This is a genomic window from Vibrio gallaecicus (genome assembly GCF_024347495.1).
Classification (GTDB): domain Bacteria; phylum Pseudomonadota; class Gammaproteobacteria; order Enterobacterales; family Vibrionaceae; genus Vibrio; species Vibrio gallaecicus.
The window spans coordinates 2,279,452-2,305,676 of record NZ_AP025490.1; the positions used below are offsets into that span (position 1 = coordinate 2,279,452).

Consider the following 26,225-nt stretch of genomic DNA (forward strand, 5'->3'; position numbering starts at 1 on the left):
GCTGAATTTTTAAGCTCATGCCTTGTGCATGAGCTTTTTTATATCTGCTTACTTTTCAGTAAAATAACTCTAAAGTTCACCTTCTCGTTGCCGTTATAGATGTATCAAACGAGAGGCAACATGCAAATACACACTTTAGATAAAGCCGGAATAATCAACGAACTCAAGTTCGGGACTGGGATCAGCCATGCGGTTGAACAAGGTCGCCGTGCTGATTTTGCGTTGCTGCTTTCTATGTTTTCTAATGATGTACGAGACCACACTCCCGTTGAAGCCATTGATGAATTAGATACCAGTGAAAATCGTCTACGGCTGCAATTTGGCGTCCCTGAACCACAACAACTTCGTTCAGATCAATCGTCTTACGATATTTCTGCGCAGCAATCTGCTGGTTTTCACCAAGCAAGCATTGCGAGCGCAAAGCTCAGCCACTACTTAAAACCTGAAGTTCTGGCTTACATGCCGGAAGATACTTACGACTTCCCTGAAGAGGTTTACCAAAACTTGTCGGGGCACGATCGCCGTAAATTGGCAAACAAGAAAGCCCCAGATCTACCTAATGCAACTTTATATAACCAGCTTTCAACAGCTCATCGTATGCATCAAATCCAAGTGCAAGCTTGATTAGTTTGTCTTGAGCCTTGCTATCGAGCAATTATCATAATTTGTTGTATGCTGATTATTGTCTAACTCTCTAATTAAAGAGCAGCCTCCTTCTCTTTTTCCATACATTAAATATGAAACTTTGCTCATTTATTCGCCAATAGTGTGAGTAGTAGCCAAATTCATCAAATCTTCTTTTTCCATCTAATTTAGTTTGAACTAATTCACACCACCCTTACGAAAATTAACCCATTCTTATTCGACGTTTAACATTGCTTAGGTTTTGGGATGGAAATTAAAAGCTCAATCATACTGGTGACATCTGCAGGGTCATTGCTCGGAAGTACAATTGCCAATCATTTTGTGAACTTAGGGGCAACCGTTGTGTTATGCGACAACGACCCAGATAATTTACAAGCAACGTACATTCAATGCTCAAAGTTGTCCGATTCCGTATATAGCTACCCTATTTCTACCTATAGTAATGAAACTATTCAGGCGTTATTTGATTTCATTCAAGAGCAATTTAATACCACGCCAGATGTGCTTGTAAATAATTGGACTAGCTCACCTATGCCCAGCTTAATCAGTGAACATCACGACCATTCCTTCATGGAAGACTTATCCACTATGGCTTCCACACTTTTTTCTTTTGGGCAGATCAGTGCTGCAAGATTACGAAAAGCCAATAAAGAAGGTGTCATCGTCAATGTGATATCCCATGACGATTTTCATGATTTCTCTGGGTTAGAAAATGCCAATTCTATGGTCGCAGGGTTTACTCACAGTTGGGCAAAAGAGCTTACCCCTTTCAACATTCGTGTGGGAGGAGTGATTCCCGCAATTCATAACTCTGACGCCAAACTTGATGAGTACCATTGGGCTCAAATTCAAGACGAGTTAACCAGAACGACTGAATACATAGTCTCTAATGATTACTTTAGCGGACGGGTGGTTGCTGCCGAGGTGTAAGAGCACGAATGCTAGATAATAAACAGAGACGTTAAAATTCACGTTATAGCCGCTTTGTAAAAACAAAAAAAGCCCCAACCTTTCGGTTGGGGCTTTGAATTTCCCGATGGATAAGTATCGTGCTAGCGAAGACCTACCTCAAAACTAATGCTTACTTATTATGCGTTAGCTTTTTTAGCTTTTGGTGCTGCTTTTTCTTCAGCTGGCTTTTGGTCAGCTTTCTTCAAAATTACAGTCGTACCTTCAAAAGTTTCACCTTCAACGTATGCTTTACCGAAGTAAGACGTTGTTAGAACTTCTTTAAGCTCAGTGATTAGAGGGTAACGTGGGTTAGCACCTGTACACTGGTCATCGAACGCTTCAACAGCTAGCTCGTCTAGTTTCGCGATGAAGTCAGACTCGTTAACACCCGCCGCTTGAATAGATAGTGGGATGTCTAGGTCAACTTTAAGCTCTTCTAACCAAGTTAGTAGACGTTCAATCTTCTGAGCAGTACGGTCACCAGCTTGGCTTAGGCCTAGGTGGTCAGCAACTTCAGCGTAACGACGACGTGCTTGTGGACGGTCGTACTGAGAGAATGCAGTCTGTTTAGTTGGGTTATCGTTCGCGTTGTAACGTACAACGTTTGAGATAAGTAGTGCGTTAGCAAGACCGTGTGGTAGGTGGAACTCAGCACCAATTTTGTGAGCCATTGAGTGACACACACCTAGGAATGCGTTCGCAAAGGCAATACCAGCAATCGTTGCAGCGTTGTGTACTTTCTCACGAGCGATTGGGTCTGCTGAACCATTCTTATAGCTTGATGGTAAGTATTCTTTAAGCATCTTAAGAGCTTGTAGAGCTTGACCATCTGAGTATTCGTTCGCAAGAACAGATACGTAAGCTTCAAGAGCGTGAGTTACTGCATCGTAACCCCCAAATGCTGTTAGAGACTTAGGCATGTTCATTACTAGGTTAGCATCAACAACAGCCATGTTTGGCGTGATTTCGTAGTCAGCTAGTGGGTACTTAGCACCTGTCTTGTCGTCAGTAACAACCGCGAATGGAGTAACTTCTGAACCCGTACCTGAAGTAGTAGTGATACATACAAGCTCAGCTTTTTTACCCATTTTAGGGAACTTGTAGATACGTTTACGGATATCCATAAAGCGCATTGCAAGTTCTTCGAAGTGAGTTTCTGGGTGCTCGTACATAACCCACATGATCTTAGCAGCATCCATTGGAGAACCGCCACCTAGAGCAAGGATTACGTCAGGTTGGAAGCTCTTCATTGCTTCAGCGCCTTTCTCAACAACAGATAGTGTTGGATCCGCTTCTACATCGAAGAATACTTGAACTTCAATACCTTGAGATTTCAGGATTTGTACTACGTCATCTGCGTAACCGTTGTTGAACAAGAAACGGTCAGTTACTAGGAATGCGCGTTTCTTACCTTCTAGGTCGCTCATAGCGATTGGAAGGCTACCACGACGGAAGTAGATAGACTTAGGTAGTTTGTGCCACAACATGTTTTCAGCTCGCTTCGCTACAGTTTTCTTGTTGATAAGGTGCTTAGGACCTACGTTCTCAGAGATAGAGTTACCACCCCATGAACCACAACCTAGAGTTAGAGAAGGTGCAACGTTGAAGTTGTACAGGTCACCGATACCACCGTGAGTAGTAGGGATGTTGATTAGGATACGAGCCGTCTTCATCTTGTCACCGAAGTAACGGATGCGGTCTGCGTTAGTATCTTGGTTAGTGTAAAGACCAGATGTGTGACCGATACCACCGATTTCAACCATAGTTACCGCTTGAGCAACTGCATCTTCGAAGTCGTCTGCACGGAATAGACCTAGAGTTGGAGATAGTTTCTCATGAGCAAATTCGTCATCGTAAGAAACTTTACCCAGACCTTCACCTACAAGTACTTTTGTATCAGCAGGAACTTTAACACCAGCCATTTCAGCGATTGCTGGAGCAGGTTGGCCTACGATTTTAGCGTTTAGGTTGCCGTCGATAAGAAGCACTTTACGTACTTTATCAGCGTCAGCTTTAGATAAAACGTGAGCTTTGTGAGAAGCAAAACGCTCTTTAACTTCTTCATATACGTCGCTAACAACGATTGCAGCTTGCTCAGAAGCACATACAACGCCGTTATCGAATGTTTTAGACATAAGGATAGATGCTACAGCACGTTTGATGTCAGCTGTTTCATCGATAACTACAGGTACGTTACCAGCACCAACACCGATAGCAGGCTTACCAGAAGAGTATGCAGCTTTAACCATGCCTGGACCACCAGTCGCTAGGATAAGTGCAATACCGTCGTGCTTCATAAGCGCGTTAGAAAGCTCTACAGATGGTTGGTCGATCCAACCGATGATGTCTTTTGGAGCACCCGCTGCAACAGCTGCGTCTAGAACCAGTTTCGCTGCATCGTTAGTTGAGTTCTTTGCACGTGGGTGTGGCGAGAAGATGATGCCGTTACGTGTCTTAAGAGAAATTAGAGATTTGAAGATTGCTGTAGAAGTTGGGTTCGTTGTTGGAACGATACCACAGATGATACCTACAGGCTCAGCGATAGTCATTGTGCCTAAGCTTTCATCTTCATCTAGGATGCCACATGTTTTTTCGTCTTTGTATTTGTTGTAGATAAACTCAGAAGCAAAGTGGTTTTTGATTACTTTATCTTCAACAATACCCATTCCAGATTCAGCAACCGCTTGTTGAGCTAGCGGAATACGAGCGTGGTTAGCCGCAAGAGACGCTGCGCGGAAGATTGCATCTACTTGCTCTTGAGAGAAAGTTGCGAACTCTTCTTGTGCTGCTTTAACGCGAGCTACGAGAGCATCTAGTTCAGCTAAGTTAGTTACAGGCATGGTGGATCTCCTAAAATAATAAATATTAAAAACTTTTTATTAAAACTGCTGTGTTGTACTCAACAGCTCTCTTAGTAAATTGCTTTCAGGGCTGAGTATATTATTTCAGGGTATGAAAAAAATTGACCCAGATCAGTTACCAAAAAATAATTAACCAAAAAGTAGTACAACACTCGCAAAACAACACTTAAACTAATGATTTATATAGATTTAAATCACATTTTAATTTTGGATAAAAAACAAGCAAACAAAATATTTTCGTATATACGTTGTAATATTCTGTAAAAAAGTTTCATTTTTAATCAGTTAAGTTACATGTAGATGGGTAAATACGTGCCACTAGGAGTATATCCATCAAATTGCAACGCACCAGATCTTGACATAATTTTTATTAAATTTGTGTATCTCTTAACAATTTCTCGATTAGATCTCATATCCGTAACACATCTAGTCCAATACATAGCTGACTTGATCTCATTTTCCTTCTTTTATCAGCTTTCTTCGCAATGATGCCTATAATTAAAATGAAATAAGTTTCATAAAAATAACTAAGGCTGGAACTATGAGAGAATCACTCACATCAAAAATAAGAAGCTTTCTAAAGCAGCCAATAAATACCCCACCTAAAGATGTGAATATTCAAAACAATATCTTAGACACACTCCCGGATGGTGTTTTAGTTTGTGACGCCATAGAAGATTCGTTAGCTATCCTGTATGCCAATAACGCTTTTCTAAAATTTTTTAACCTAAATAGAATGCAAGTCTTGGGACAGAGCGTCACAGAAATCTACCGTGAATTTTGTGATTCAAAAATTTTAAATGAAGTGCAAATATCTTTAAGTACTCCAAGCGATAGCCATGTACTCACTCTTTCTACTTTTTCTGGGGCTTATCTAAGCCTTCAAGTAAGCACTATTTGTAACGCAGAAGGAGGAGTCCAGTACTTATTACTGACCCACACTGATATATCGTCGCTACATAACAACTTGTCTGGATTACAAAGTGGTAACAATACGCTTAATGATAAAGTTGAAGTACTAATAAAAGAAAATCGAGCGGCTATTGAACAGCTTGAAGCAGAAAAAAAACAGCTAGTGAATGAACTGGATTCAATGAATTCAGGAAAAGTAGTCAATACTTCAGTTACCTCAACTTCTGTTGCTGGCGCAATGTTTGATCAATTTTTTGAATGCCTACTGCTACTTGATGACAACAGCATCATTCTGGATGCCAATCTCACCATGGCTCAACTTCTCAACCAAAACACGAGTGATATAATTGGTCGCCCTATCAGCCAGTTCATCAAGCACAAATCAAACAAAGAGCTCAAAATCCCGGCATCTTTATTCGAACACCGGGATGAACTCGAAGTTGCCGGTCTTTCTGCACAAGTGAATAATCAAACCATCCCTTTGATTGGTACTATCCACAGAGTTCAACTAGACCAAGCGAACCACACTCTTGTTACGCTAAGAGATACTCAACAATTCAAAGTCACTGAAAAGGAACTACAAAGAAGCCAAGATGAGCTTCAAGAAACGGTAAGAAGACTTAACCTGGCAGCTCTCGCCGGAGGGATTGGGATTTGGAATTGGGACTTCGATACGAATATTTTAGAGTGGGATAAGCGCATGTATGACATATACGGAGTTTCCCCAGAATCCTCTACTAATAATTATGATATGTGGAAAGAAAGGGTTCATCCGGAAGATATTGAACATGCTGAACAATCGCTCGCACATGCTAGAGAAACACTTTCTCAGTTTACTTCTGAGTTTCGTATCATTTTACCTAACAATGAAACTCGCTGGATTAAAGCCGCCGCCGATGTGATTTTTGATAGCGATTCCGATACCGCTATTGCAATGGGCGGAGTGAATATCGATATAACTAAAGAAAAAAATGCACAGGATTTTCTGCGCCACGAAAGTGAAATTGCGCAAGCAGCTAATGAAGCAAAATCGATGTTTCTAGCAAACATGAGTCATGAGATTAGAACCCCAATGAATGGCGTGGTGGGTATGCTCAGCCTGCTCAATGAAACTGAGCTTACAAATGACCAGAAAACCATGGTCACCACCATTAGAGATTCATCCCTAACCCTCCTACACATTATTAATGACATTTTAGATTTCTCAAAAATTGAAGCCGGTAAAATGTCATTAGAAAGCGTACCAACCGAACTACAGATGTTGCTAGAACGAACATTGGATGTGCTTTTTCTTCAAGCAGATAAAAAACATATAGACCTATGTTTGTCTTATGACGCAGCCCTCCCGAAATTGTTAATGGGGGACAGCGTACGAATGAGCCAAGTCTTGCTTAACCTAGTGGGTAATGCCGTCAAGTTCACTGAGGGCTATATCGATATTAGAGGGCGCATCAACATTGATGCAAAACTAGTGGCTGATGACATTGCCCCCTATGTCGAGGTGACCATTAAAGATAGCGGCATCGGAATGACACCCAAACAGATCCACAAACTGTTCAACGCTTTTTCACAAGCCGATACCAGTACTACTCGCTTATTTGGTGGCACAGGCTTAGGGCTTTCAATAACGAAAACGTTACTAGAATTAATGGGAGGAGATATCACAGTTGAAAGTGAATTTGGTGTTGGAAGTACTTTCACTATTCGCCTTCCCTATATAGAAGTCACCACTCCACCAATAGATAACGACATAGCTGATCTAAAAGGTTCACGGCTATTATTCATCACCAATGATGAGTATGTCATTGAATGCTATAAATTAAACTTACAAGGTCACCAATGCTCCAGTACTTTCGTAACTTCAATTGAAAGAGCTAAGTCCGTATTGAATTATGGAGTACAAAACCAAACACCGTACAGTGTCATCGTTTTAGGACCGGATTTTAGCGCCGACAAGTTAAAGTCCACCTTAATCAACTCAGATGATTACAGTAAAGTAATAATTTTGACTAAAGACATTACAGTTGGTAATGGTCTCAACCAAGATCATGACTACATACTAAGTTGCTCCCCATTAAAACCAAGCCAATTGATTCATTCACTCGCCATTATGAATGGCACTCGGTCACCAGATCTGCCTCTGCTTGAAGAACTAGAAACAGGTAATTCACCTCAAGAAATCAAATCTGGAAAAATATTGGTCGTAGATGATCAACCAACCAACTTAGATGTCATATCGCGACAGTTGGAGCATTTAGGCTACCAGTGCGAATTGGCGAGAGACGGGCAAGAGGCCATACAAAAATGGAAAGAACTTGAATTTGATTTAATTCTGACTGATTGCCACATGCCGATCATGGATGGCTATGAGATGTCTGAACATATTCGACAAGTCGAACGAAACAGAGAAGTTAGCCCACATATTCCGATCATTGCGATTACCGCAAATGCTGTCGCCGATGCGGCGGACCAGTGCTTATCGTCAGGGATGGATGGATATTTGTCTAAACCTGTCGAATTGAAAACTCTCGATACCACAATACAAAAGTGGTTAAAAATATTACCTCAAGAGAACCAGCCTGCCGAGCATGAGGAAACCCAAAACCGCCCCCAAAATACCGTCCCCAACGACCCAATTTGCCTTGAGACTCTCAGCCAACTGCTAGGGACTTCGGAAGGAAACATTATCGCTCCACTTCTTAAAAACTACTGGGACTCTGTCAATAATGACGTTGGTTTAATAAGCCAAGCTCTTGACAATAAAGATGAAACACAAATTCAGCAGGTGGCACACGCCGCAAAAGGAGCAGCCAGATCTGCAGGAGCTATTCCTATAGCCAACACCTTTGAACAGCTACAGAATATCGCATTGGAAAAAGATTGGAATGAACTAAACCTGACTATTGACCATGGAAAAGCTGAGTTACATAAGCTAGGAAAATATCTACAAGACAATGCAATCATTAAGTAAGGATACGCTAATGAATACATTCGCAAAGAGTTTACTGTCTATACTCGTCGTTGAAGACCACCCTTTTTCTAGGGAGGCATTTGTCAGCATGCTGAAAAGAACTGGATTTGAAAATGTTAAGTCTGCCGAAGACGGAGAAAGTGCTGTCACAATACTCAACACAGATCCAATAGATCTTGTGATCACCGATATTAATATGCCCAATCAAAACGGCATTGAGCTCATCAAGAAAATAAGAACAAGCCAGACTAAGAGCTCACAATATACGAGTATTATCGCTGTAACGACTCTCTCTGACGCAGCCACGACTTCTGCTTGTATGACACTGGAAGTCGATGCTTTTTTAGTTAAACCTATATCGGTCAAAGAAGCTCAACAAAAAATCCTGCTTGCCATTTCAGAACCGAAAGAGCTGTATCAGCAACATCTTTACGCCGATATCTCAACGGAGATTAGTTTATCTCCTAAAAACCTACAGCCAGAGACTAAACAACCAAGGATAAAAGAAGTTTCATGCCACTTTTTCATCCCAGCGACACTCTCTGAACTTAAAAGTGAAATGACTATTTTAGACGACATTGAGTTATCAAATGGCTCATGCTTACTAAAGGCTGGTACTTTAATAAATCAGAAGCTACTTCGCCGGTTGTACGAGCTAAGTGAAGTTGTACAATTTGGTCATATCCGTGTAAGAGTCGATCAAAAAGATACAGTGACTTAAGTATTTACTCGCTAGAAATGAATCAGTAGATTCACATTTAACACCTCAGTAACACGTAAATGTAATACTGAAAACAAGCCAGATTCATCTCATCTAAATCTGGCTTCGTTCTATTAGTTTTTCTAAAAAAAACACAAGCTTTCGACTTAGTTTTTTTCATTAGTTGTTTCTTCTTTTCTGCATTACATTACGCCCAATTCACCTAATTTGGTCACTTGGAGGTTCAACAATATGCAAAATTTAGAACTGGCAATATTCCTTCAATTTTTTCTTGGTTTAGTAGCCGCAGTTAACCCTATTGGCATAATGCCTGTGTTTGTTTCCCTGACGGCACACATGCCTGCAGAAGAAAGGAATAAGACAGCTTTACAAGCGAATGTTGCCGTCGCAGTTATTTTGATGGTGTCGTTAGTCGCTGGTCAAATGTTGCTTGATATGTTCAGCATTTCTTTAGACTCTTTTCGTGTTGCTGGCGGGTTACTTCTGCTTAGCATCGCTTTTTCGATGATGAGTGGTAAGTTAGGTGAAGATAAACAGAACAAGCAGGAAAAATCAGAGTACATAAGCAAAGAACAAATTGGAGTAGTTCCACTGGCTATGCCTTTGATGGCTGGTCCTGGTGCAATTAGCTCAACCATTGTTTATGGTTCACGTTATCCCGCAGCAATTGACACATTTGGAATCGCCATCAGTATCGTCACATTTGCTTTATGTTCATGGATGCTATTTCGTTCAGCTCCTGTCATCGTAAGATTTTTAGGGCAAACAGGTATCAATGTGATCACTCGTATCATGGGCTTAATTTTAGGCGCACTTGGGATTGAATTCATAGCGAATGGATTAAGAAACCTATTTCCAGGGCTTGCTTAACTCACTTAGGCTGTTTATCAGGCTATCAAGTGTTTTTCATTCGATTTACACATTGAGTACTGAAACTAAAACGTTGAGGTGAGGAACTTAGAGGTGAGCTCTACACTCGCCTCTTTCGAATGAAAACGGTACTATTAAAAATATCATAGTATTTACAGCGTCTACTTATGTCTCGCCATTCACTTAAGCATCATTTATACGTCATTATTTTTGGAACGCACACTCCAGCAGGAAGAGCTTTTGATTTAGGCTTAATCATTGCAATCATTGCTTCTTTGATTGTGCTGGTATTAGATTCCATTCCAGCTTTAAATGAGCAATGGGCAGACGTTTTTATGTATTTAGAATTCGGTTTCACCGGTCTATTTACTATTGAATACTTACTGAGACTTTACTGTTCACCGAAACCAAAAGCTTATGCGGGTAGCTTTTACGGTGTCATCGATTTACTCGCGATTCTCCCGACTTATCTTGCACTTTTCTTCCCAACAGCAGCTTATATCAGCGTAATCAGAATGTTACGCGTGATGCGAATCTTTCGAATCCTAAAATTAGTTCGATATTTGCAAGACTCAAATATCTTGTTGCGTTCTCTGTTGATGGCTAAAAGAAAGATCCTGATTTTCTTTAGCACCGTTGGCATCTTAGTCATCATATTAGGTTCAATAATTTACGTTATTGAAGGACCAAAACACGGCTTTACCTCCATTCCGCAAAGTATATATTGGGCGATTGTGACCATTACAACGGTGGGCTATGGTGATTTGGTTCCGCAAACTAGCATAGGCAAAGCTATCGCCTCTATTACCATGCTGCTGGGCTATTCCATTTTAGCGGTTCCAACAGGGATCATCACAGCTGAACTGAATCAAGAAATGAACTCGCATAAGTCATTAGTTAAATGCCCAAACTGTTCTAAATCAGGGCATGAAAGTGACGCTATGCATTGCAAATATTGTGGCAGTGAACTGGCAGATCCAGATAAAAGAATTACCACACCAGAATAGACATTCAACAAATAAAAGCAGGCTAAGCTATATAGGTATCTTGCTATATAAGTATCTTGTTATATAGGTGCCTTGCTATAGAGTTATTTTGTTATAAAGATAACTAGCCTGCTATTTCCAGCTTAACCACATTACTTTTATCACTTTTTACTAACTGCTCCACTAATGCGTCAGCCGTTAATGGTTTAGATAAATAAAAGCCCTGCCCAGTTAGACAACCCATATCAAACAAATCTTGCTGCTGCTGTTTCGTTTCAACACCTTCAGCAACAACTGACACACCCAACTCGTTCCCTAATTGGATAATCGATTTAAGTAAGACCTGTGAGGTATTATTCAATGTGTAATCCATGACGAAACTTCGGTCAATTTTAAGTGTTTGAAAGTCAAAATCTTTCAGATAAGAAAGCGAAGAAAACCCCGTTCCAAAGTCATCCAGCGCAATTCTTACACCTAATTGTTTAAGCTCAGCAAAAATGACTTGTGCAAGTTCAATGTCTTCCACCATCACCGTTTCAGTAATTTCAATTTCAAGCTTATTCGTAGGCACATTTGAATCTACAATAATGTTTTTTAATCGCTCAAAAAACTCTGGGTGCTTAAGGCTTCTTGCTGAAATATTAATTCCTACGATACCAAGATCAACGCCCTGCTCTAACCATCGTTTCTGCTGGTTAAGTGCCTTTTGAGTAACCAATAAATCAAGCAACCTAATTTGGCCGGTAGATTCAGCAACTGGAATAAAATCATTCGGGTTTAACAGCCCCTTAGTTGGATGCTTCCATCGAACTAATGCTTCAACACCTTCTACTTTCTCCGTTGCTAAGTGCCATTTAGGAAGATAATGAAGCTCAAATTCATCGTTTTCGATCGCGATATTGAGCGAAGTCTCCGTGTCCTTCTGAGACATTGCTATACGATTAAGCTCTTTTGAATAAAACTGGAAGTTGTTCTTACCCATTGATTTTGCATGGTACATGGCGTTATCTGCGTACCGAATCAAGCTATCTTGAGTCGCGCTGTCTTCCGGGTAGATAGAAATACCAATACTTGCAGAAACATGAACGCTAGCACTGCCAAGTTGAAATGGAGTCGCTAAGGCAGTATTAACTTGTGACGCGATTTTATTCGCAACACTAATGGCTTTACTGACATCAGCAAGGTGGCCGAGTACCACGACAAACTCATCACCACTGAAGCGGGCTGAGAGATCGGTAACACGTATACAGTGATTAATGCGCTTTGCCACCAGCTTAAGCAACTGATCGCCCACGTCATGTCCATGCTGGTCATTCACATCTTTGAAGTGATCAAGGTCGATAAAAAGCAGAGCAAACGATTTTTTTGAGCGTTCAGCATTAAGGATAGATTGATTAAGCCGGTCTAAAAACAATGAACGATTTGGTAGACCAGTAAGAGGGTCAAAGTACGCTCTGTTATGTAATTGAGTGTTTTTTTCTTCAATGGCACTTTTGGCATCCGTCAAAGACTGTAAAAGAGAGTCTCTATTTTTTTCATACTTATGTTGAATTCGGATTGAATAAGCGGCAATAACAATAACAGCAAGAATCAGAGTAATACTGGTTCGTGTGTAGCTATCAATCCCAAGCTCATAACTGGTTTTAATCACCCGCTGTATATCATCAGCTTTACTCGCAAACTCTAAAAATTGCTCATCACGTCGAACTGAACTGAACACAACAGCACGATCAGATTGAATATGCTGATAATTCGCTTCAGCTTTAATTCTAAAATCAGCTAACATCTCACGTAAGGCAATCAGTCGTTTACGAATCTCGGGGTCATCAACAGGTTGGTAGCTCCCCATGATACTTTCTCCACCCTCTAGTAATGCAACGAGATGCCAATCAGCTATTTCAAGGTAGTACCATACTTCCTGTATTGATTGGGCAGTATCGCCCGACATGATTTCATCAAACCACAAATACGCTAAAGTGCCATTAACCTTTATCTCCGCTGCCGCTTCCGCTAACGGTGATTTCTTAACCAGCAAATGAGTGGATTGAGACACAAGTGCCGAAGTAAATGTGATAACTAACACTGCTAATAGTGATGTAAATAAGTACTTACGTTTCATAAGACGATACGAGTTTGGTGACCAAAAATAAGAATAAAAACAGAAGCTTTAAACCATAAGTCAAAATTATTTCAATTTAGTGAATCTCCAGAGTTTTATGACTTTCATGAAAGTTTGATGAACTTTTATTCAATGAGTTGTTTAAACCATTGAGAAGTTTTATATTTTTCACCAATTGTTTTATCGGTCGATCCTTTTTCACTATGCCCAAATGCCATGCTTAACACTTTGTTCAATCTCATCACTCGCCTCTTCTTTAGTGTGGCTTTGCTTTCAGCTCATACAGCATGGGCAAAAGATCTAATCCAAATTGAAGGTTCGAGTACTGTGTATCCAATCACTCGTCAACTATCACAACAATTCATGTTAGCGGAAGGAACAAAAACGCAAGTTGTCATTGGCATTACAGGTACTGGCGGGGGGTTTCGCAAATTCTGCCGTGGAAGAACAGATATATCCAACGCATCAAGACCGATTAAAGAAACCGAAAAAGCCCTATGCAAAGCAAACGGAATAGAGTTTTTAGAGTTGCCCGTAGCCTTGGATGCATTAACTGTCGTTGTGAATAAACAAAACAATTGGGTTGATTCACTTTCTTTAGAGCAGCTAAATAGAATTTGGCGTGCACCATCCGAAAACGTATTGAGCACTTGGGAGAAAGTTAATGATCACTACCCCAATCAACCTTTAAACTTACACGGTCCGGGCTCAGATTCTGGTACTTATGATTATTTTGTCGATGTTGTGCTGGATAAAGAAATCAGTCGTCAAGATTACATAGCGAATGAAGATGATAATGCTATGACTGCTGAAGTTGCAGTAGATAGATATGCAATGGCTTTCTTGGGTTTTGCTTACTATTCATCGAATCAAGATAAATTAAAAGCTATCGCCATTATTGACGAAAATGGAGTCGCCACTCTTCCTAGTGTTGAGAATGTGACAAACGGACTTTACGGAGACTTATCACGACCGCTCTTTGTATACGTAAACAAATCGGCTTTGGATAAACGAGCTTCATTAAAGCGTCTTTTAGAACTCTATTTTCATCAAGACAATATTCATAGAACGGTTACTAAATCCGGTTATATTCCTCTATCAGCCGAGATGTACGATCAAGCACGAAGTATCTTACAAAAAGGCAAGACTGGATCTGTCTTTAACAATGAAGATCTCAGCTCTAACTTTGAGCAGTTCTTACACGGAGAGTAACTGACTACTGAAGTAATCTAATTTTATCTCCTAGACTAAACAAAAAAAGCACCTTAAAGGTGCTTTTTAGTTAATTCATCGTTTTTTACATATTACTTCTCAGCAAGAATGATGCGTAGTGTACGACGAAGTGGCTCTGCAGCACCCCATAGTAATTGGTCACCAACAGTGAATGCGTTCAAGAAGTCATTACCCATCGACATCTTACGAAGACGTCCCACAGGAATAGACATTGTGCCCGTTACTTTTGCTGGAGTCAGTTCTTGTGCAGTAATGTCGCGATCGTTTGGAATCACTTTTACCCAATCATTGTGAGTCGCGATGATTTCTTCAATTTCATCCATTGGCACATCTTGCTTCAGCTTGATAGTTAAAGCTTGAGCATGACAACGCATTGCGCCAATACGAACACATGTGCCATCAATTGGAATTGGTGCACCGTCTAGGCCAAGAATTTTATTTGCCTCAACGCCTGCTTTCCACTCTTCTTTGCTCTGACCATTTTCACGCTTCACATCAATCCAAGGAATCAGTGAGCCAGCAAGTGGAGCACCAAATTGATCAGTTGGGAATGATCCTGAACGGATAGTGTCTGCAACCTTTTTATCAATATCCAGAATTGAGCTTGATGGGTTAGCCAATTCTGAACTCACGCTGTCATTGATCACTCCCATTTGAGAAATCAATTCACGCATGTTCTTAGCACCTGCGCCAGAAGCCGCTTGGTAAGTCATTGCGCTTACCCACTCAACAAGACCTTTTTCATAAAGACCGCCAAGTCCCATAAGCATTAAGCTAACAGTGCAGTTACCACCAACAAAAGTGTTTGTGCCGCTATGAATACCTTGCTGAATTTGAGCCAAGTTTACAGGGTCTAGTGTGATGATAGAGTCTGCATTCATACGAAGTGTAGAAGCAGCATCGATCCAGTAACCTTTCCAACCCGCTTGACGCAATGCTGGGTAAACTTTCTCGGTGTAACCACCACCTTGACAGGTAATGATTGCATCTAATTGTTTGAGGCTTTCAATATCAAAAGCGTCTTGTAGCATACCCGCGTCTTTACCGCCTAAAACTGGTGCAGGAATACCAATTTGAGATGTGCTGTAATAAACAGGTTCAATAAGATCAAAATCTTTTTCTTCAACCATACGCTGCATTAGTACAGAACCAACCATGCCACGCCAACCGACTAGACCTACTCTCATCTCGAACTCTCCATGTAAAAATTAAATTGCTTATCCCATCTATAAGTTTTTCAGGCAAAGAACTCAAGTGCTTTTTGTCAAAAATTGTAAGTTTTTCGTTTCTTTTAAGTGAACACGGTGAATCATGGAGTTATCCATCTTGAGAAACCAGAGCTTATTGCACTGATTGATCGCCTATTTTTATTCTAAAAATCAAAAAGTAGAACAAAAAACACACTAAAGATTATCTATATTCATTCCAATTAAACAGAAATTACCACTAACGATTATTAGTTAGGCAGAATAATACTTCACATAACGAAAACAACGTGCGACAGAAATCAACATGTAATAACCATGAATTTAACAAATAATTAGACCATAAAACCACATATGTGATATTTAATAGTCAAATATCACAACTTATGAGCATTTTTTCGATATAATAAACTAATTAATGTAGTGTCCTTTGCGCACCCCACTCCATAATAAAGCACTACAAATGCTCAAAATAACAAGAGGCTTCTATGCAGCAACGAATAACCCGCCTACCTAGCCTGTTACAGGTAGTCATAGCGTTAGGATTATTTTTATCACTCGCATTCTCTTTCACAGCACAACTTGATCTCCCAATTCAACTCGCCCTTTATATAGGCTGGTTTATTATCATTGGGCTTGGTATTCGACTCGGTCACGAATATAAAGATCTAGAGAAATCAGCATTAAACGGAATATCTAATGGCTTAGGGGCTGTTTTAATACTTTTAGCTGTTGGTGCGCTTGTCGGGACTTGGATCTCAGGCGGCATTGTACCTACCATCATTTACTATGGTCTTAAAGCGATTCACCCTTCTATTTTCCTTCTTGCTACTATGATCATTTGTTCACTTACTGCTCTAGCAACAGGTACCTCTTGGGGAGCGGCTGGTACAGCGGGTATCGCGATGATGGGAATTGGTCAAGGGCTTGGTGTTCCAGCTCCAATCACTGCTGGTGCTGTACTTTCTGGCTGTTATTTCGGTGATAAAATGTCGCCGCTTTCTGACTCGGTGATCCTTGCTTCTTCTATGTCGAATGTAGAAGTTGTTGAACACATTAAGGGAATGCTGCCAGTCGCCTTAATTAGCTATGTCATTACGGGGATAATGTTTACTGCATTTGGCTTTCACTACGCAGGTAATGTTGATATGACTCAAGTTGAGTCTGTCATTAAAGCGATGGAAGTTCAGTTCTACATCACACCTTATTCTTTCGTACCTGTTTTGATCGTTCTTGGCTTGCTTGCTTTCCGTATGCCTTCATTCCCAGTCATTAGCTTCGGCTCTCTACTCGGGATCATCTGGGCAGTTATGATCCAAGACATTGATTTCTTAACGGCGTTTAATACAGCATGGGCTCCGTTCTCGATTTCATCAGGCGTTGAATTCATTGATTCGATACTCAACCGTGGCGGAATGTCGTCAATGCTGGGTTCTGTTGCTGTTATCGTATTTGGCTTAGGTTTTGGTGGCCTACTAGATAAGGTAGGCGTACTTGAAACGATTGCTAAAATTTTCGAGCGACGTGTTAATAGTGCAGGTTCATTGGCGACAAGTACGATTGGTACCGCATTCATGGGTAACGTGTTCGGTTCAGCTATGTACGTATCTTTGATTCTGACACCAAAGATTTGTGCTAAGAACTATGATCGTCTTGGCTATAAGCGTAAAAATCTTTCACGTAATGCTGAGTTTGGTGGGACATTAACTTCAGGTATGGTGCCTTGGAGTGACAATGGCATTTACATGGCGAGCATCCTTGGTGTCGCGACACTGTCTTATGCGCCTTTCATGTGGCTAAGTTTCATTTGTATTATCGTGACTATTGTGACGTCTTACATGGGTTGGTTTGTCGATAAATGTGAGCCTACCGCACCAGCTGCAGAAGAAAATGTTCAAGCCGATTTAAGTAAACAGTCAGCTTAAACCTTTAAATTGAGAACCTGTAAATAAAAAAGAGCGCCCAATAAGGCGCTCTTTTTTATTTCATCAACCTCATCCAGAAAGCTCAAGTATGATGTCGATATCTATATAAAACTTATATAGACATGTCCCTCAATGATCAGAGTTTTAGAATCCAACCAAAGATATAAACATCATTCTAATCCTCTGAAACATACTCCTGAGCAGCTTTAACCGTTGCACAAATAGCATCATCTAACTCTTTTAAAGCGGCTTCTGATACTAAGTTAGATTGCTTTAATGATAATTCAAGGCTGGATGATATCTTTCCTAGCCTGTCGGCTTTTATACTGCCAGCAACACCTTTTAAGCTATGAACAACCCGTAAAGCAGCCACTAAATCTTCCGCTAAGAGTTGCTTAAATTTATCAGCATCCCGAGCATGGTCTTGAATAAATACAGTGAGTAACAGAACCACAGATTCTTCATCATTATCTAAATTTTCAAGCATCGCGGGTATATCAATAACAGCTGCAGAGCCATTAAGTGACTTGAAAGTAGACTCTGTCTTATTTATATCTTGGGCGCTCACTACCTGTTCCGCATTACCACTTTCTAAATCGTGTCCATCAAAAAAGCTTGAGCTACCTTGAATTGGTTTTTTATCCGAAAAACCATTAAAAGATGAAGCATCGCTTTGCTTAATATCGCTTGAGACATTACTTGAGGCATTGCTTAATTTATCTTGCGATTGCTCTTCAATATGGCTCTGAAGAATACTATCTGTATGTTTATCAGAAGTACTACTAATAGGTGATGACTCCTCTCTCTGCGAGTTCACTTTTGCCAAACTGAACAAAGCTATAACAGAGAAAAGTGATACTAAATTAACAAAGGTCATACAGAGTAAAAAATAAAACTGTCCTTCATGGAATTTAGCTTCAACAATGATCATCTGCTCTTGTGCTGAGTTTTGTTTCATTTTCTCAATGATGTAATTGAGCCTTGCGTAGTCCCCCAATACCCCAGAACCTTCCGCTAACATTTTTTGAATACCTTGCTGTTCAGTTAAACCTAAATCATAAGATGCTTCTAAAATAGAATCGAACGTTCGATAAATTGCCGGAGAAGATTGGCTATCAGAATAAATAGCTTCAAAAACAACGACACCTAACTCGTTAAGAAGTTGTTTAAATGATTCCGATGACTTTTCATTTGAACGTTGTAATTTTATCTCGCTAACCAAACCCTGAAGTTGGCTTTCAAGAGGACTAAATTCATTAAACTTTTCTAAGAACTGGTCCGTTGAATACAGCAACTGATTGATATCAGGCAGAAACCAAGAGTCTTTAAATTCAGACTCGATTTGTAAGCGAATTGAATACACTAATTGTGCATCTAAGGCGAGATTATTGACTCTGGTGATTCTTAATGGCTCTTCATGATAGATAGATTGACGTAATTCGATAATCCGAGCCCCCAGCTCCTCTACACTTTCAAGAGACTGATTGTAAGAACTGCTTATATGAAGAAGAGCAAGTGACGGCAATAACCATATAAAGGCAATGATAAGAAATAGTTTTAGCCGAATGGATGGCTTTTGAGGGATCGCGACTGATAGTTCCATCTAGTTTCCTTTGCGACACTATTTAACGACATTAGCTAAAAAATGTAAGCCAAATTGCCGAAAAAATGCAAATGTTGAAAGCGATGACATCCTATCATCGCTTGTTTTAAATTATTTACTGCTAGAGCACATTATTTATTGCGAGTCAGTTGATCTCGTAAGTTTGGGGGTGTGCCTTTAATCGTTAAGGTATCTGTTTCCGGGTCATAGAAAATACGCTCACCCAATAACAAACTATCAAAACTAACATTTAAGCCGCCACCAGCTCCTACATATTTTGTCAGCTTGCGCATAGTGGCTCTATCAGCAGGGAAGCTATCTTCTAGCTCATATCCTTGCTCATTAGTATAGTCGAAAAAGCTAGTACCATCAGTGCTGGCTGGTAGTTCACCAGATAATTCGCGAACTTGAACTTCATCGCCAGCTTTAAGCTGTTCACTGCAGTAATCAGCCACTTGCTTTTTATAGCTAATTGCTTCTTCTTTTTCTAATTTAGAGTCAGAGACAAAATCTTCAACGGCTTGCATTAGTACTTGGTTTTGTTGCTTAGTATCTAAACCCACTTCAGCTTGTAGGAAATCTAAGAAGAAATCTGCAACTTTACGACCTACGCGTCCTTTAATATAAGCAAGGTAGCGGTTCGACTCTTTGTTTGTTTCATAAGTCGAAAGGTCGACACGAGCTGCAATGTCCATTTTAGAGATATCTAAATAATCTGTTGCGCTGATATCTAGCCCTTCAGTGACTTTCAAGCTTTCATTAGAAGGCAGTAAACCAATGAACAGATAATCAGTAGCAAGTGATTGATACTCGGCTAAAATCAAAGTGCCTTCATCGGCAAATGGATACTTTGATAGTTCATCTTTTAGACGTAGCGCACTTTGTTGAGAGAAATCGTAAAAGTTTCGTTCGCCTTTACGTAGCTCTTGCAACCATAGCTGAAATTCGCTGTCAGATTTAAAAGATCCGAATCCTTTGCCAGCTTTCGAGTTAAAAACTCGGTGCAGCTCGGCAACAAGGCTTTCAGATGAAGAATCATTGTCTAAAGACTCAGCTCGATAGTTAACAATCAGTTCTTCCTGATCATTCTTTCTTAGCTGATGTAAAATTACGTTGGAAAGGTGAAGGCTCATAATGAAAATATTATCGTTCAGGTTTCAGTTGTCGTGAATAGTAGGTTATCATAAGCCGCTTTTACTATCATTATTAGAGTCCTTATGCCGATTATATCTAAATACACAGATGAACAAGTTGAAAATATCCTAGCTGAAGTAGGTGCTGTACTTTCTAAGCATAAAGCTTCACCAGAACTTTCACTGATGATCGCTGGAAATATCGCAACCAATGTCTTAAATACAAACGTTGCTGCTTCACAACGCAAAGGAATTGCTGAAAAATTTGCAGAGGCTTTAGTCTCTTCACTAGATGACACTAAATCCCACTAAGACTGACAGACGGATAAAAGAATAATAAATGGTAGACAGCGCAAACTCATATAGCGATCGCGTTTCTCGGCTTGTTGGCTGGGGACACTGGTTTGCATTCTTCAACATCATTGCAGCGATGTTGATCGGTACTCGTTATATCACCCAATCGGCTTGGCCTGAAACGTTATTAGGGCAATTTTATTTAGCTGTATCTTGGGTTGGTCACTTCGGTTTCTTGGTTTTCGCTCTCTACCTGTTAGTGCTATTTCCACTTACTTTTCTATTACCCGCAAAAAAATTATTACGGTTAGTTGCTATATGTTTCGCCACGATTGGCTTAACTGTTCTTCTGATTGATACTCAAACTTATCAAACCATTAACCTCCACCTCACTCCTGTAGTGTGGGAGTTACTGTTTAGTGATGAACAAACTGCGATCAGTTCTGATCTTCAGCATTTATTTATTGTTATGCCGCTTATATTCCTACTCCAACTTGGCTTGTCTGAGTGGGTATGGCGTAAGCAGCGTAAACTTGCGCACAAACACGTGGGTCGCCCTTTAGCCGCTGTTTTCTTCCTATGCTTTATGGCAAGCCATGTCATTTACATTTGGGCTGATGCGTATTTCTATAACCCGATCACAAACCAAAAAGCCAACTTCCCGCTTTCTTATCCTATGACAGCAAAAAGCTTCATGGAAAAGCACGGTTTATTGGATAGAGAAGATTACCTTCAACGCTTAAAAGATAGCGAAGGTAATGTTGATCTCGTTCGTTACCCATTAGAAACTATTCAATATAATCGCCGAAGTGATGACTTAAACATTCTAGTGGTAAGTGTAAACAATCTACGCTCAGATACACTGAATGCGGATTCAATGCCGGCTAGCTATGCTTATGCGCAGAACAGCATCAATTTCACAAATCACTACAGTTCAAGTAATGATATGTATGGCGTCTTCGGTCTCTTTTATGGATTACCAAGTAGCTACTCAAGCAGTATTAAAGCTCAAGGTTCAAGCTCTGTTCTACTCGATGTATTGGATCATAACGGTTATCAATTTGCCGCTTTCAGTGGTGACAACTTTGATGACAACTTATACAGCGAAGTTATTTTCCGAAATAAAACACTAAGCGATTATGAATCGACCTTGGATGACGCAAGTGCGGTTTCAGCTTGGTCTTCATGGTTAGAAACATCAGCCACTAATGACCCATGGTTTAATTTCATTGAATTAACAACCTTAGATAATTTCTCGAGTGAAAATCAGCCTCAAGGTAGCCTTCTAAGCCCTAGTGAACGATTTAAACAAGATTACAACCAAGCTGCTTTAGCCGCCGATGCGCATTTATCTAAAATTTATGATGAATTAGAACGCTTGGAGTTAGATCAAAACACCGTTGTGATTATTACTTCAAACCACGGTACTGAATTCAATGAAACCCAGACAAACAGCTGGGGAGCTAACTCCAACTACAGCCGCTATCAATTACAAGTGCCGATGGTAATTAATTGGCCAGGGAAAAAAGCGACGGAATACACCCACCGCTCAAGCCATTTAGATTTATCAGTAACACTACTACAAGACTTGCTAGGCGTGTCTTCTAACCCAACGGACTTCAGTAGTGGGCGTAATATCTTCGATGAAGGTAAGCGAAAGTGGATTTTGGCTGGTGATTCTAGAGAACTCGCACTCGTCACACCGAAGCAAACCACTGTGCTAGATAAGTTTGGCAACTACAAACTTTATGATGAGAATTACAAACGCTTAAAAGATGCCAACCCCCGCCTCCCTGTATTAATGCAAGGGTTAACGGAATTACAGCGTTTTTATACAAAAACTGACTAAGTGGTCATCCAGTTTTTGATAGATACCTATTTGAATTGATATAAACCACTAGCTAAATTAGAAAAGGAAGCCATTGCTTCCTTTTCTATTATCAGTAATGTTCATAAAACAAACAAACGAACTTAATTATGCAAATTAGGGGTTTACAAGATCTTCGTACCCTTATATTATGCACGCCAACGGAGGGATGGCTGAGTGGTCGAAAGCACCGGTCTTGAAAACCGGCAACCGTTAATAGCGGTTCTAGGGTTCAAATCCCTATCCCTCCACCACATTAAAGAAAGCCGCTGAGAAATCAGCGGCTTTTTTGCATTTGAAACATTTCTATTTGAGATTTGATTAAGTCTCATAGAAACAATCATATCTGCATCTACATCATCAAACATTACGTCATTCCAATATGCCGCCTCTAAGTAGCTATAGCCACTCAGTTATCACTATTACCTTCTAAGACCCAGCTAAATGATAAAACTCACTCTGAACTGCTCAATACTCGATTTATGGTCTGTACATCAATCAAAGTGCCACCCATAAAAAACGCCAGCAACCTTCATTGCTAGCGTTTAGTCTTAACCTACTACCTACTATTAGTTTTCTACTATTGAAGTGTTCTCAACACCACCACTTCATTCTGCTCCAAGTTAAATGTACCACTACCATCCGTCACAACAACTTGATCACCACCTAAAATATTATCGTAAGTTCCGTTTGCTAAGCCTAGGTTAATGGCATTCACAGAGGTGCTGTTACCTAAATTCATGGCAACGACAACAACATCATCCCCAGCATTGCGCTCGTAGACTAAAACATCATTACTTACCCAACGTTCAATGTAAGAGCCTTGCTGAATCGCATAACTTTCTTTACGCAATTTACTCAGTTTCTTAATCATTTGATAAGCCGGTGTATTGGTATCAAAACTTGGCATCATTTCACGGTTATATGGGTCATTACCCACCTGTCCAAACCCATTTGTCGTAAAGTTAGCTGCATAATGTTCTGTGCCATAGTAAATACAAGGAACACCACGAGAGGTCATAATAAGAGCTAAACCTAGCTCGACACGATCTTGAGCGAATGGAGCACTCTGGCGACCGCCCCATTTATCTTTACCGGGTCCAAAGTTGGTAGCGTCTGAACGAAGTACAGTAGATAAACGTGGAGCATCATGGTTATCTAAAAATACAACCTGCCAATCACTCGATGTAAACTTAGTATCGCGAATTTTCATGTACTCGTTAATCGCGTACATACCGGTACCATTGGCACGCAACAGCGCATCTTCTATCGTATTACGTAGACCAAAATCTAATAGTGCAGAGCCAGATGTGTTTGCAAAATCAATAGACTTCGCATTAATACCTGTAGCGGTGGCACCTGCATCCATCCATTCACCGAAGAAATAGAACCCAGGCTTACCCTTCGCTTTTGCGTAATTGTTCAAATCGCCAGTCCAGCGTTGAATAAAAGATTTATCCATATGTTTAATCGCATCAATACGAATGCCATCTACACCGAGGTCAATCCAGAACTTTGCTCCTTCAACTAAGTATTGATAGGTTTTCTCATTACTTTGGTCAAAGTCAGATAAATTAAATAAATTATGGTTTCGAACTTGATAGTAATCATTCCAATCAGTCACTCCACCATTATGGTGATACCAGTTTTGAGTATCGCCATCGAAGTTAGTTTGATACTCGCCATTTTGATATAACGCACCATATTCATTTTCATCATTGGGGTTAGAATGGTTTGGTGCATAGTCCAGCACCAACTTCATGTCATAGTCATCCATTTTCTGGCTCAGAGCGCGAAAGTCGTCAATTGTGCCTAAGTGCTCATCCACTTGGAAGAAATCACGTCCCCAGTAGCCATGATAACCAGCTGAACCATCTTTGTTTAATTGGTCGACATTATTAACAGGTGGGGTAATCCAAATAGAAGTGATTCCCATGTCTTTTAGGTAATCTAACTTACCTAATAACCCTTTGATGTCACCACCAAAATACTTCTTATAATCAGATCGGTCTGCAGAGTAAGTTTGAGCATTATTACCCGTATTATTTGCAGAATCGCCATCAGAAAAACGGTCTAAAAAGACGAAGTACATCGTTTCATCACGCATATCAAAAGCTAGTTTTTCATGGACCACAACACTATTGGTATCTGCGTAGAAGTTAATCTCATACGTTTTATTTGGATCAACAACAAAATTAGTTAGTGGGTAATTTTCTGACCAATCACCAAAGCGGTCGATCTTGAAACTTGGAGGGTTACTGCCATCCCCTGTATTAAATTTTTTAACTATTTGCCAATGGTTAGGTTTCACTTTAACCATGCTTTCTGTTTGCCAATTATTTGCAGTTCCACGAAAATAAGCTTGATTCCAATCTGCAGCAGCAGGCAAGGAAGCAAGCAATACTGAAAAGAGTACTAACTTGTTCTTCATCATCTTGTCCTATTTTACGTTGATAAGTGGTTATTAGGGGTGCAGCAAACCCTCCAAATAAAGTATTGGATGGTTATATCGATATTAAATAGTCTTGATTTACTTTTTACTTTTTACTTTTTACTTTTTACTTTTTACTTTTTACTTTTTACTTTTTACTAAAAATAACCCCTATATATTTATTTAGGGGATATTTAAAGATCGATAGTTGTGGTTAACAATTTACAAGGTTATATTTTCTTCTGTCTCCGCATCAAATATATGACAGAACCCTGAATAAAAATTAAACCTCACATTACTGCCAATATCCGAGGTGGTAATAGTTTGATTATTAACACGAGCAACAATTTCATTATTACCAATTCTAAAGTATAAATACTTTTCATTACCTAAGTTTTCGACGACGGTTAATTCACCAGGATGAACATTCACAGTTTCATCATCGGTAGCTAAGTCAATATGCTCAGGACGAATGCCTAAACACACTGGCTTATCTATATAGTTAAGCAACTTCTCTTGCTTATCTTTAGGAATAATAATTTGCGCACCAGGCGCAAGTTCTACGTAAATATCGTCACCAAGTTTGCGTAAGGTTGTGCTCACTAAATTCATCGCTGGTGAACCAATAAAGCCCGCTACAAATTTATTTTTGGGGTAATTATAAAGATTGGCAGGGGTATCTACTTGCATGATGTTGCCTTGGTTTAACACACAAATTCGATCCCCTAGCGTTAGCGCTTCCGTCTGATCATGTGTCACATAGATCATTGTTGCCGGGTTGCCCTCTTCTTTCAAAGATTGATGCAGTTGAGCAATTTTAACTCGCATTGAAACACGCAATTTGGCGTCAAGGTTAGACAGTGGTTCATCAAACAAGAATACATCCGGTTTACGGACAATCGCTCGTCCCACGGCTACACGCTGGCGTTGTCCACCCGACATCTCTTTCGGTTTACGATAAAGCAAATCTGTAATTTCTAATTTTTCAGCCGCTTCTTCAACACGTTGTTTGATCTCTTCTTTCGGCTTTTTCTGCATCTTTAGACCAAAGGCCATGTTGTCAAAAACCGTTTTATGCGGGTAAAGCGCATAGTTTTGGAACACCATTGCAATGCCACGATCTTTAGGAGGTAAATCATTAACAACTTGATCACCAATACGAATATCACCACCTGAAATACTTTCAAGCCCCGCTATCATGCGAAGTGTGGTTGACTTAGCACAACCAGATGGACCCACGAATACCATGAACTCACCTTCATGAATATCTAAGTCAATTCCATGTACAGCTTTGAAGCCATTATCATATTCTTTTTCTACTTTGCGTAGGCTAACTGTTGCCATTTGATACTCCGCATACGGTTTATATACTCAAGTGTAAAAATAAGGCTCACTTGGTATCACTTGTTCAAAAATTAAAACTGTCTATTTAGCGAGTGATTCTAAAGAGTAAAAACACTCGCTAAATAGGCAAAAGAAGAGAGTACTAAGGTCACTT

At 40.0% G+C, this 26,225-nt stretch carries 17 protein-coding genes and 1 tRNA gene; 11 read left to right on the top strand and 7 right to left on the bottom strand.

The genetic code is table 11. The features are described 5' to 3' along the window. The first annotated feature begins 120 nt into the window (after nucleotides 1–120). Together OCU78_RS09770 and OCU78_RS09775 are read left to right on the top strand one after the other, a co-directional pair. On the top strand, nucleotides 121–624 hold the full coding sequence (locus OCU78_RS09770) for a VC2046/SO_2500 family protein (RefSeq protein WP_137374648.1): 504 nt from the start codon (nucleotides 121–123) through the stop codon (nucleotides 622–624). A gap of 267 nt (nucleotides 625–891) precedes the next feature. Continuing rightward, nucleotides 892–1,575, top strand: coding sequence for an SDR family oxidoreductase (locus OCU78_RS09775; RefSeq protein WP_137374649.1), 684 nt, complete (start codon nucleotides 892–894; stop codon nucleotides 1,573–1,575). 158 nt (nucleotides 1,576–1,733) lie between these two features. On the opposite strand, the gene adhE is transcribed toward OCU78_RS09775, so the two are convergent. Next, nucleotides 1,734–4,436, bottom strand: coding sequence for a bifunctional acetaldehyde-CoA/alcohol dehydrogenase (gene adhE, locus OCU78_RS09780; protein WP_137374650.1), 2,703 nt, complete (start codon nucleotides 4,434–4,436; stop codon nucleotides 1,734–1,736). A gap of 562 nt (nucleotides 4,437–4,998) precedes the next feature. On the opposite strand from adhE, the gene OCU78_RS09785 reads away from it, so the two are divergent. From OCU78_RS09785 to OCU78_RS09800, 4 genes are all read left to right on the top strand, one after another. Then, nucleotides 4,999–8,340 (top strand): response regulator, encoded by a 3,342-nt coding sequence (locus OCU78_RS09785; RefSeq protein ID WP_137374651.1) that lies wholly within the window; start codon nucleotides 4,999–5,001, stop codon nucleotides 8,338–8,340. A 10-nt stretch (nucleotides 8,341–8,350) separates the two neighbouring features. After that, nucleotides 8,351–9,061 (top strand): response regulator, encoded by a 711-nt coding sequence (locus OCU78_RS09790; RefSeq protein WP_137374652.1) that lies wholly within the window; start codon nucleotides 8,351–8,353, stop codon nucleotides 9,059–9,061. A 231-nt stretch (nucleotides 9,062–9,292) separates the two neighbouring features. Then, nucleotides 9,293–9,931 carry a YchE family NAAT transporter gene (locus OCU78_RS09795; RefSeq protein ID WP_137374653.1) on the top strand — a complete coding sequence of 213 codons (639 nt, stop codon included), beginning with the start codon at nucleotides 9,293–9,295 and terminating at the stop codon, nucleotides 9,929–9,931. A 167-nt stretch (nucleotides 9,932–10,098) separates the two neighbouring features. Then, the gene (locus OCU78_RS09800) at nucleotides 10,099–10,938 is read left to right on the top strand and encodes an ion transporter (protein ID WP_137374654.1); all 840 of its coding nucleotides are present in this window, start codon (nucleotides 10,099–10,101) and stop codon (nucleotides 10,936–10,938) included. Between the two features lie 103 nt (nucleotides 10,939–11,041). On the opposite strand, the gene OCU78_RS09805 is transcribed toward OCU78_RS09800, so the two are convergent. Next, entirely contained in the window at nucleotides 11,042–13,036 is a 1,995-nt protein-coding gene (locus OCU78_RS09805) for a putative bifunctional diguanylate cyclase/phosphodiesterase (protein ID WP_137374655.1), read from the bottom strand. A gap of 267 nt (nucleotides 13,037–13,303) precedes the next feature. Between OCU78_RS09805 and OCU78_RS09810 the strand changes: the two genes are divergently transcribed. After that, the gene (locus OCU78_RS09810; RefSeq protein WP_261856015.1) at nucleotides 13,304–14,248 is read left to right on the top strand and encodes a PstS family phosphate ABC transporter substrate-binding protein; all 945 of its coding nucleotides are present in this window, start codon (nucleotides 13,304–13,306) and stop codon (nucleotides 14,246–14,248) included. Nucleotides 14,249–14,340: 92 nt separating this feature from the next. Here the strand turns inward: OCU78_RS09810 and asd are convergent, their stop codons facing one another. Then, nucleotides 14,341–15,456 carry an aspartate-semialdehyde dehydrogenase gene (gene asd, locus OCU78_RS09815; protein WP_137374657.1) on the bottom strand — a complete coding sequence of 372 codons (1,116 nt, stop codon included), beginning with the start codon at nucleotides 15,454–15,456 and terminating at the stop codon, nucleotides 14,341–14,343. A 506-nt stretch (nucleotides 15,457–15,962) separates the two neighbouring features. Here asd and nhaC point away from each other — a divergent pair. After that, nucleotides 15,963–17,399: a Na+/H+ antiporter NhaC gene (nhaC, locus tag OCU78_RS09820; protein ID WP_137374658.1), complete on the top strand. Its 1,437-nt coding sequence runs from the start codon at nucleotides 15,963–15,965 to the stop codon at nucleotides 17,397–17,399. A gap of 175 nt (nucleotides 17,400–17,574) precedes the next feature. Here the strand turns inward: nhaC and OCU78_RS09825 are convergent, their stop codons facing one another. Next, nucleotides 17,575–19,002 (bottom strand): Hpt domain-containing protein, encoded by a 1,428-nt coding sequence (locus tag OCU78_RS09825; RefSeq protein WP_137374659.1) that lies wholly within the window; start codon nucleotides 19,000–19,002, stop codon nucleotides 17,575–17,577. Nucleotides 19,003–19,133: 131 nt separating this feature from the next. Further along, nucleotides 19,134–20,135, bottom strand: a complete 1,002-nt coding sequence (gene yejK / locus OCU78_RS09830; protein WP_137374660.1) for a nucleoid-associated protein YejK — start codon at nucleotides 20,133–20,135, stop codon at nucleotides 19,134–19,136. An 84-nt stretch (nucleotides 20,136–20,219) separates the two neighbouring features. Between yejK and OCU78_RS09835 the strand changes: the two genes are divergently transcribed. From OCU78_RS09835 to OCU78_RS09845, 3 genes are all read left to right on the top strand, one after another. Beyond that, the gene (locus OCU78_RS09835; protein WP_137374661.1) at nucleotides 20,220–20,447 is read left to right on the top strand and encodes a YejL family protein; all 228 of its coding nucleotides are present in this window, start codon (nucleotides 20,220–20,222) and stop codon (nucleotides 20,445–20,447) included. Between the two features lie 28 nt (nucleotides 20,448–20,475). Further along, complete coding sequence (locus OCU78_RS09840) at nucleotides 20,476–22,278, top strand: DUF3413 domain-containing protein (RefSeq protein ID WP_137374662.1); 1,803 nt, start codon at nucleotides 20,476–20,478, stop codon at nucleotides 22,276–22,278. Nucleotides 22,279–22,459: 181 nt separating this feature from the next. Further along, nucleotides 22,460–22,550: transfer RNA gene (locus OCU78_RS09845), tRNA-Ser, on the top strand. A gap of 326 nt (nucleotides 22,551–22,876) precedes the next feature. Here the strand turns inward: OCU78_RS09845 and OCU78_RS09850 are convergent. After that, a complete protein-coding gene (locus tag OCU78_RS09850; RefSeq protein WP_137374793.1) occupies nucleotides 22,877–24,727 on the bottom strand; it encodes an alpha-amylase family glycosyl hydrolase in 1,851 nt (616 codons plus the stop codon). A 222-nt stretch (nucleotides 24,728–24,949) separates the two neighbouring features. Continuing rightward, nucleotides 24,950–26,071: an ABC transporter ATP-binding protein gene (locus OCU78_RS09855; RefSeq protein WP_137374663.1), complete on the bottom strand. Its 1,122-nt coding sequence runs from the start codon at nucleotides 26,069–26,071 to the stop codon at nucleotides 24,950–24,952. Nucleotides 26,072–26,225: the final 154 nt, after the last annotated feature.

Coding starts and splice junctions, on each gene's coding strand:
- OCU78_RS09770 (WP_137374648.1), top strand. CDS start 121: ATGCAAATACACACTTTAGATAAAGCCGGAATAATCAACGAACTCAAG.
- OCU78_RS09775 (WP_137374649.1), top strand. CDS start 892: ATGGAAATTAAAAGCTCAATCATACTGGTGACATCTGCAGGGTCATTG.
- adhE (WP_137374650.1), bottom strand. CDS start 4,436: ATGCCTGTAACTAACTTAGCTGAACTAGATGCTCTCGTAGCTCGCGTT.
- OCU78_RS09785 (WP_137374651.1), top strand. CDS start 4,999: ATGAGAGAATCACTCACATCAAAAATAAGAAGCTTTCTAAAGCAGCCA.
- OCU78_RS09790 (WP_137374652.1), top strand. CDS start 8,351: ATGAATACATTCGCAAAGAGTTTACTGTCTATACTCGTCGTTGAAGAC.
- OCU78_RS09795 (WP_137374653.1), top strand. CDS start 9,293: ATGCAAAATTTAGAACTGGCAATATTCCTTCAATTTTTTCTTGGTTTA.
- OCU78_RS09800 (WP_137374654.1), top strand. CDS start 10,099: ATGTCTCGCCATTCACTTAAGCATCATTTATACGTCATTATTTTTGGA.
- OCU78_RS09805 (WP_137374655.1), bottom strand. CDS start 13,036: ATGAAACGTAAGTACTTATTTACATCACTATTAGCAGTGTTAGTTATC.
- asd (WP_137374657.1), bottom strand. CDS start 15,456: ATGAGAGTAGGTCTAGTCGGTTGGCGTGGCATGGTTGGTTCTGTACTA.
- nhaC (WP_137374658.1), top strand. CDS start 15,963: ATGCAGCAACGAATAACCCGCCTACCTAGCCTGTTACAGGTAGTCATA.
- OCU78_RS09825 (WP_137374659.1), bottom strand. CDS start 19,002: ATGGAACTATCAGTCGCGATCCCTCAAAAGCCATCCATTCGGCTAAAA.
- yejK (WP_137374660.1), bottom strand. CDS start 20,135: ATGAGCCTTCACCTTTCCAACGTAATTTTACATCAGCTAAGAAAGAAT.
- OCU78_RS09835 (WP_137374661.1), top strand. CDS start 20,220: ATGCCGATTATATCTAAATACACAGATGAACAAGTTGAAAATATCCTA.
- OCU78_RS09840 (WP_137374662.1), top strand. CDS start 20,476: ATGGTAGACAGCGCAAACTCATATAGCGATCGCGTTTCTCGGCTTGTT.
- OCU78_RS09850 (WP_137374793.1), bottom strand. CDS start 24,727: ATGAAGAACAAGTTAGTACTCTTTTCAGTATTGCTTGCTTCCTTGCCT.
- OCU78_RS09855 (WP_137374663.1), bottom strand. CDS start 26,071: ATGGCAACAGTTAGCCTACGCAAAGTAGAAAAAGAATATGATAATGGC.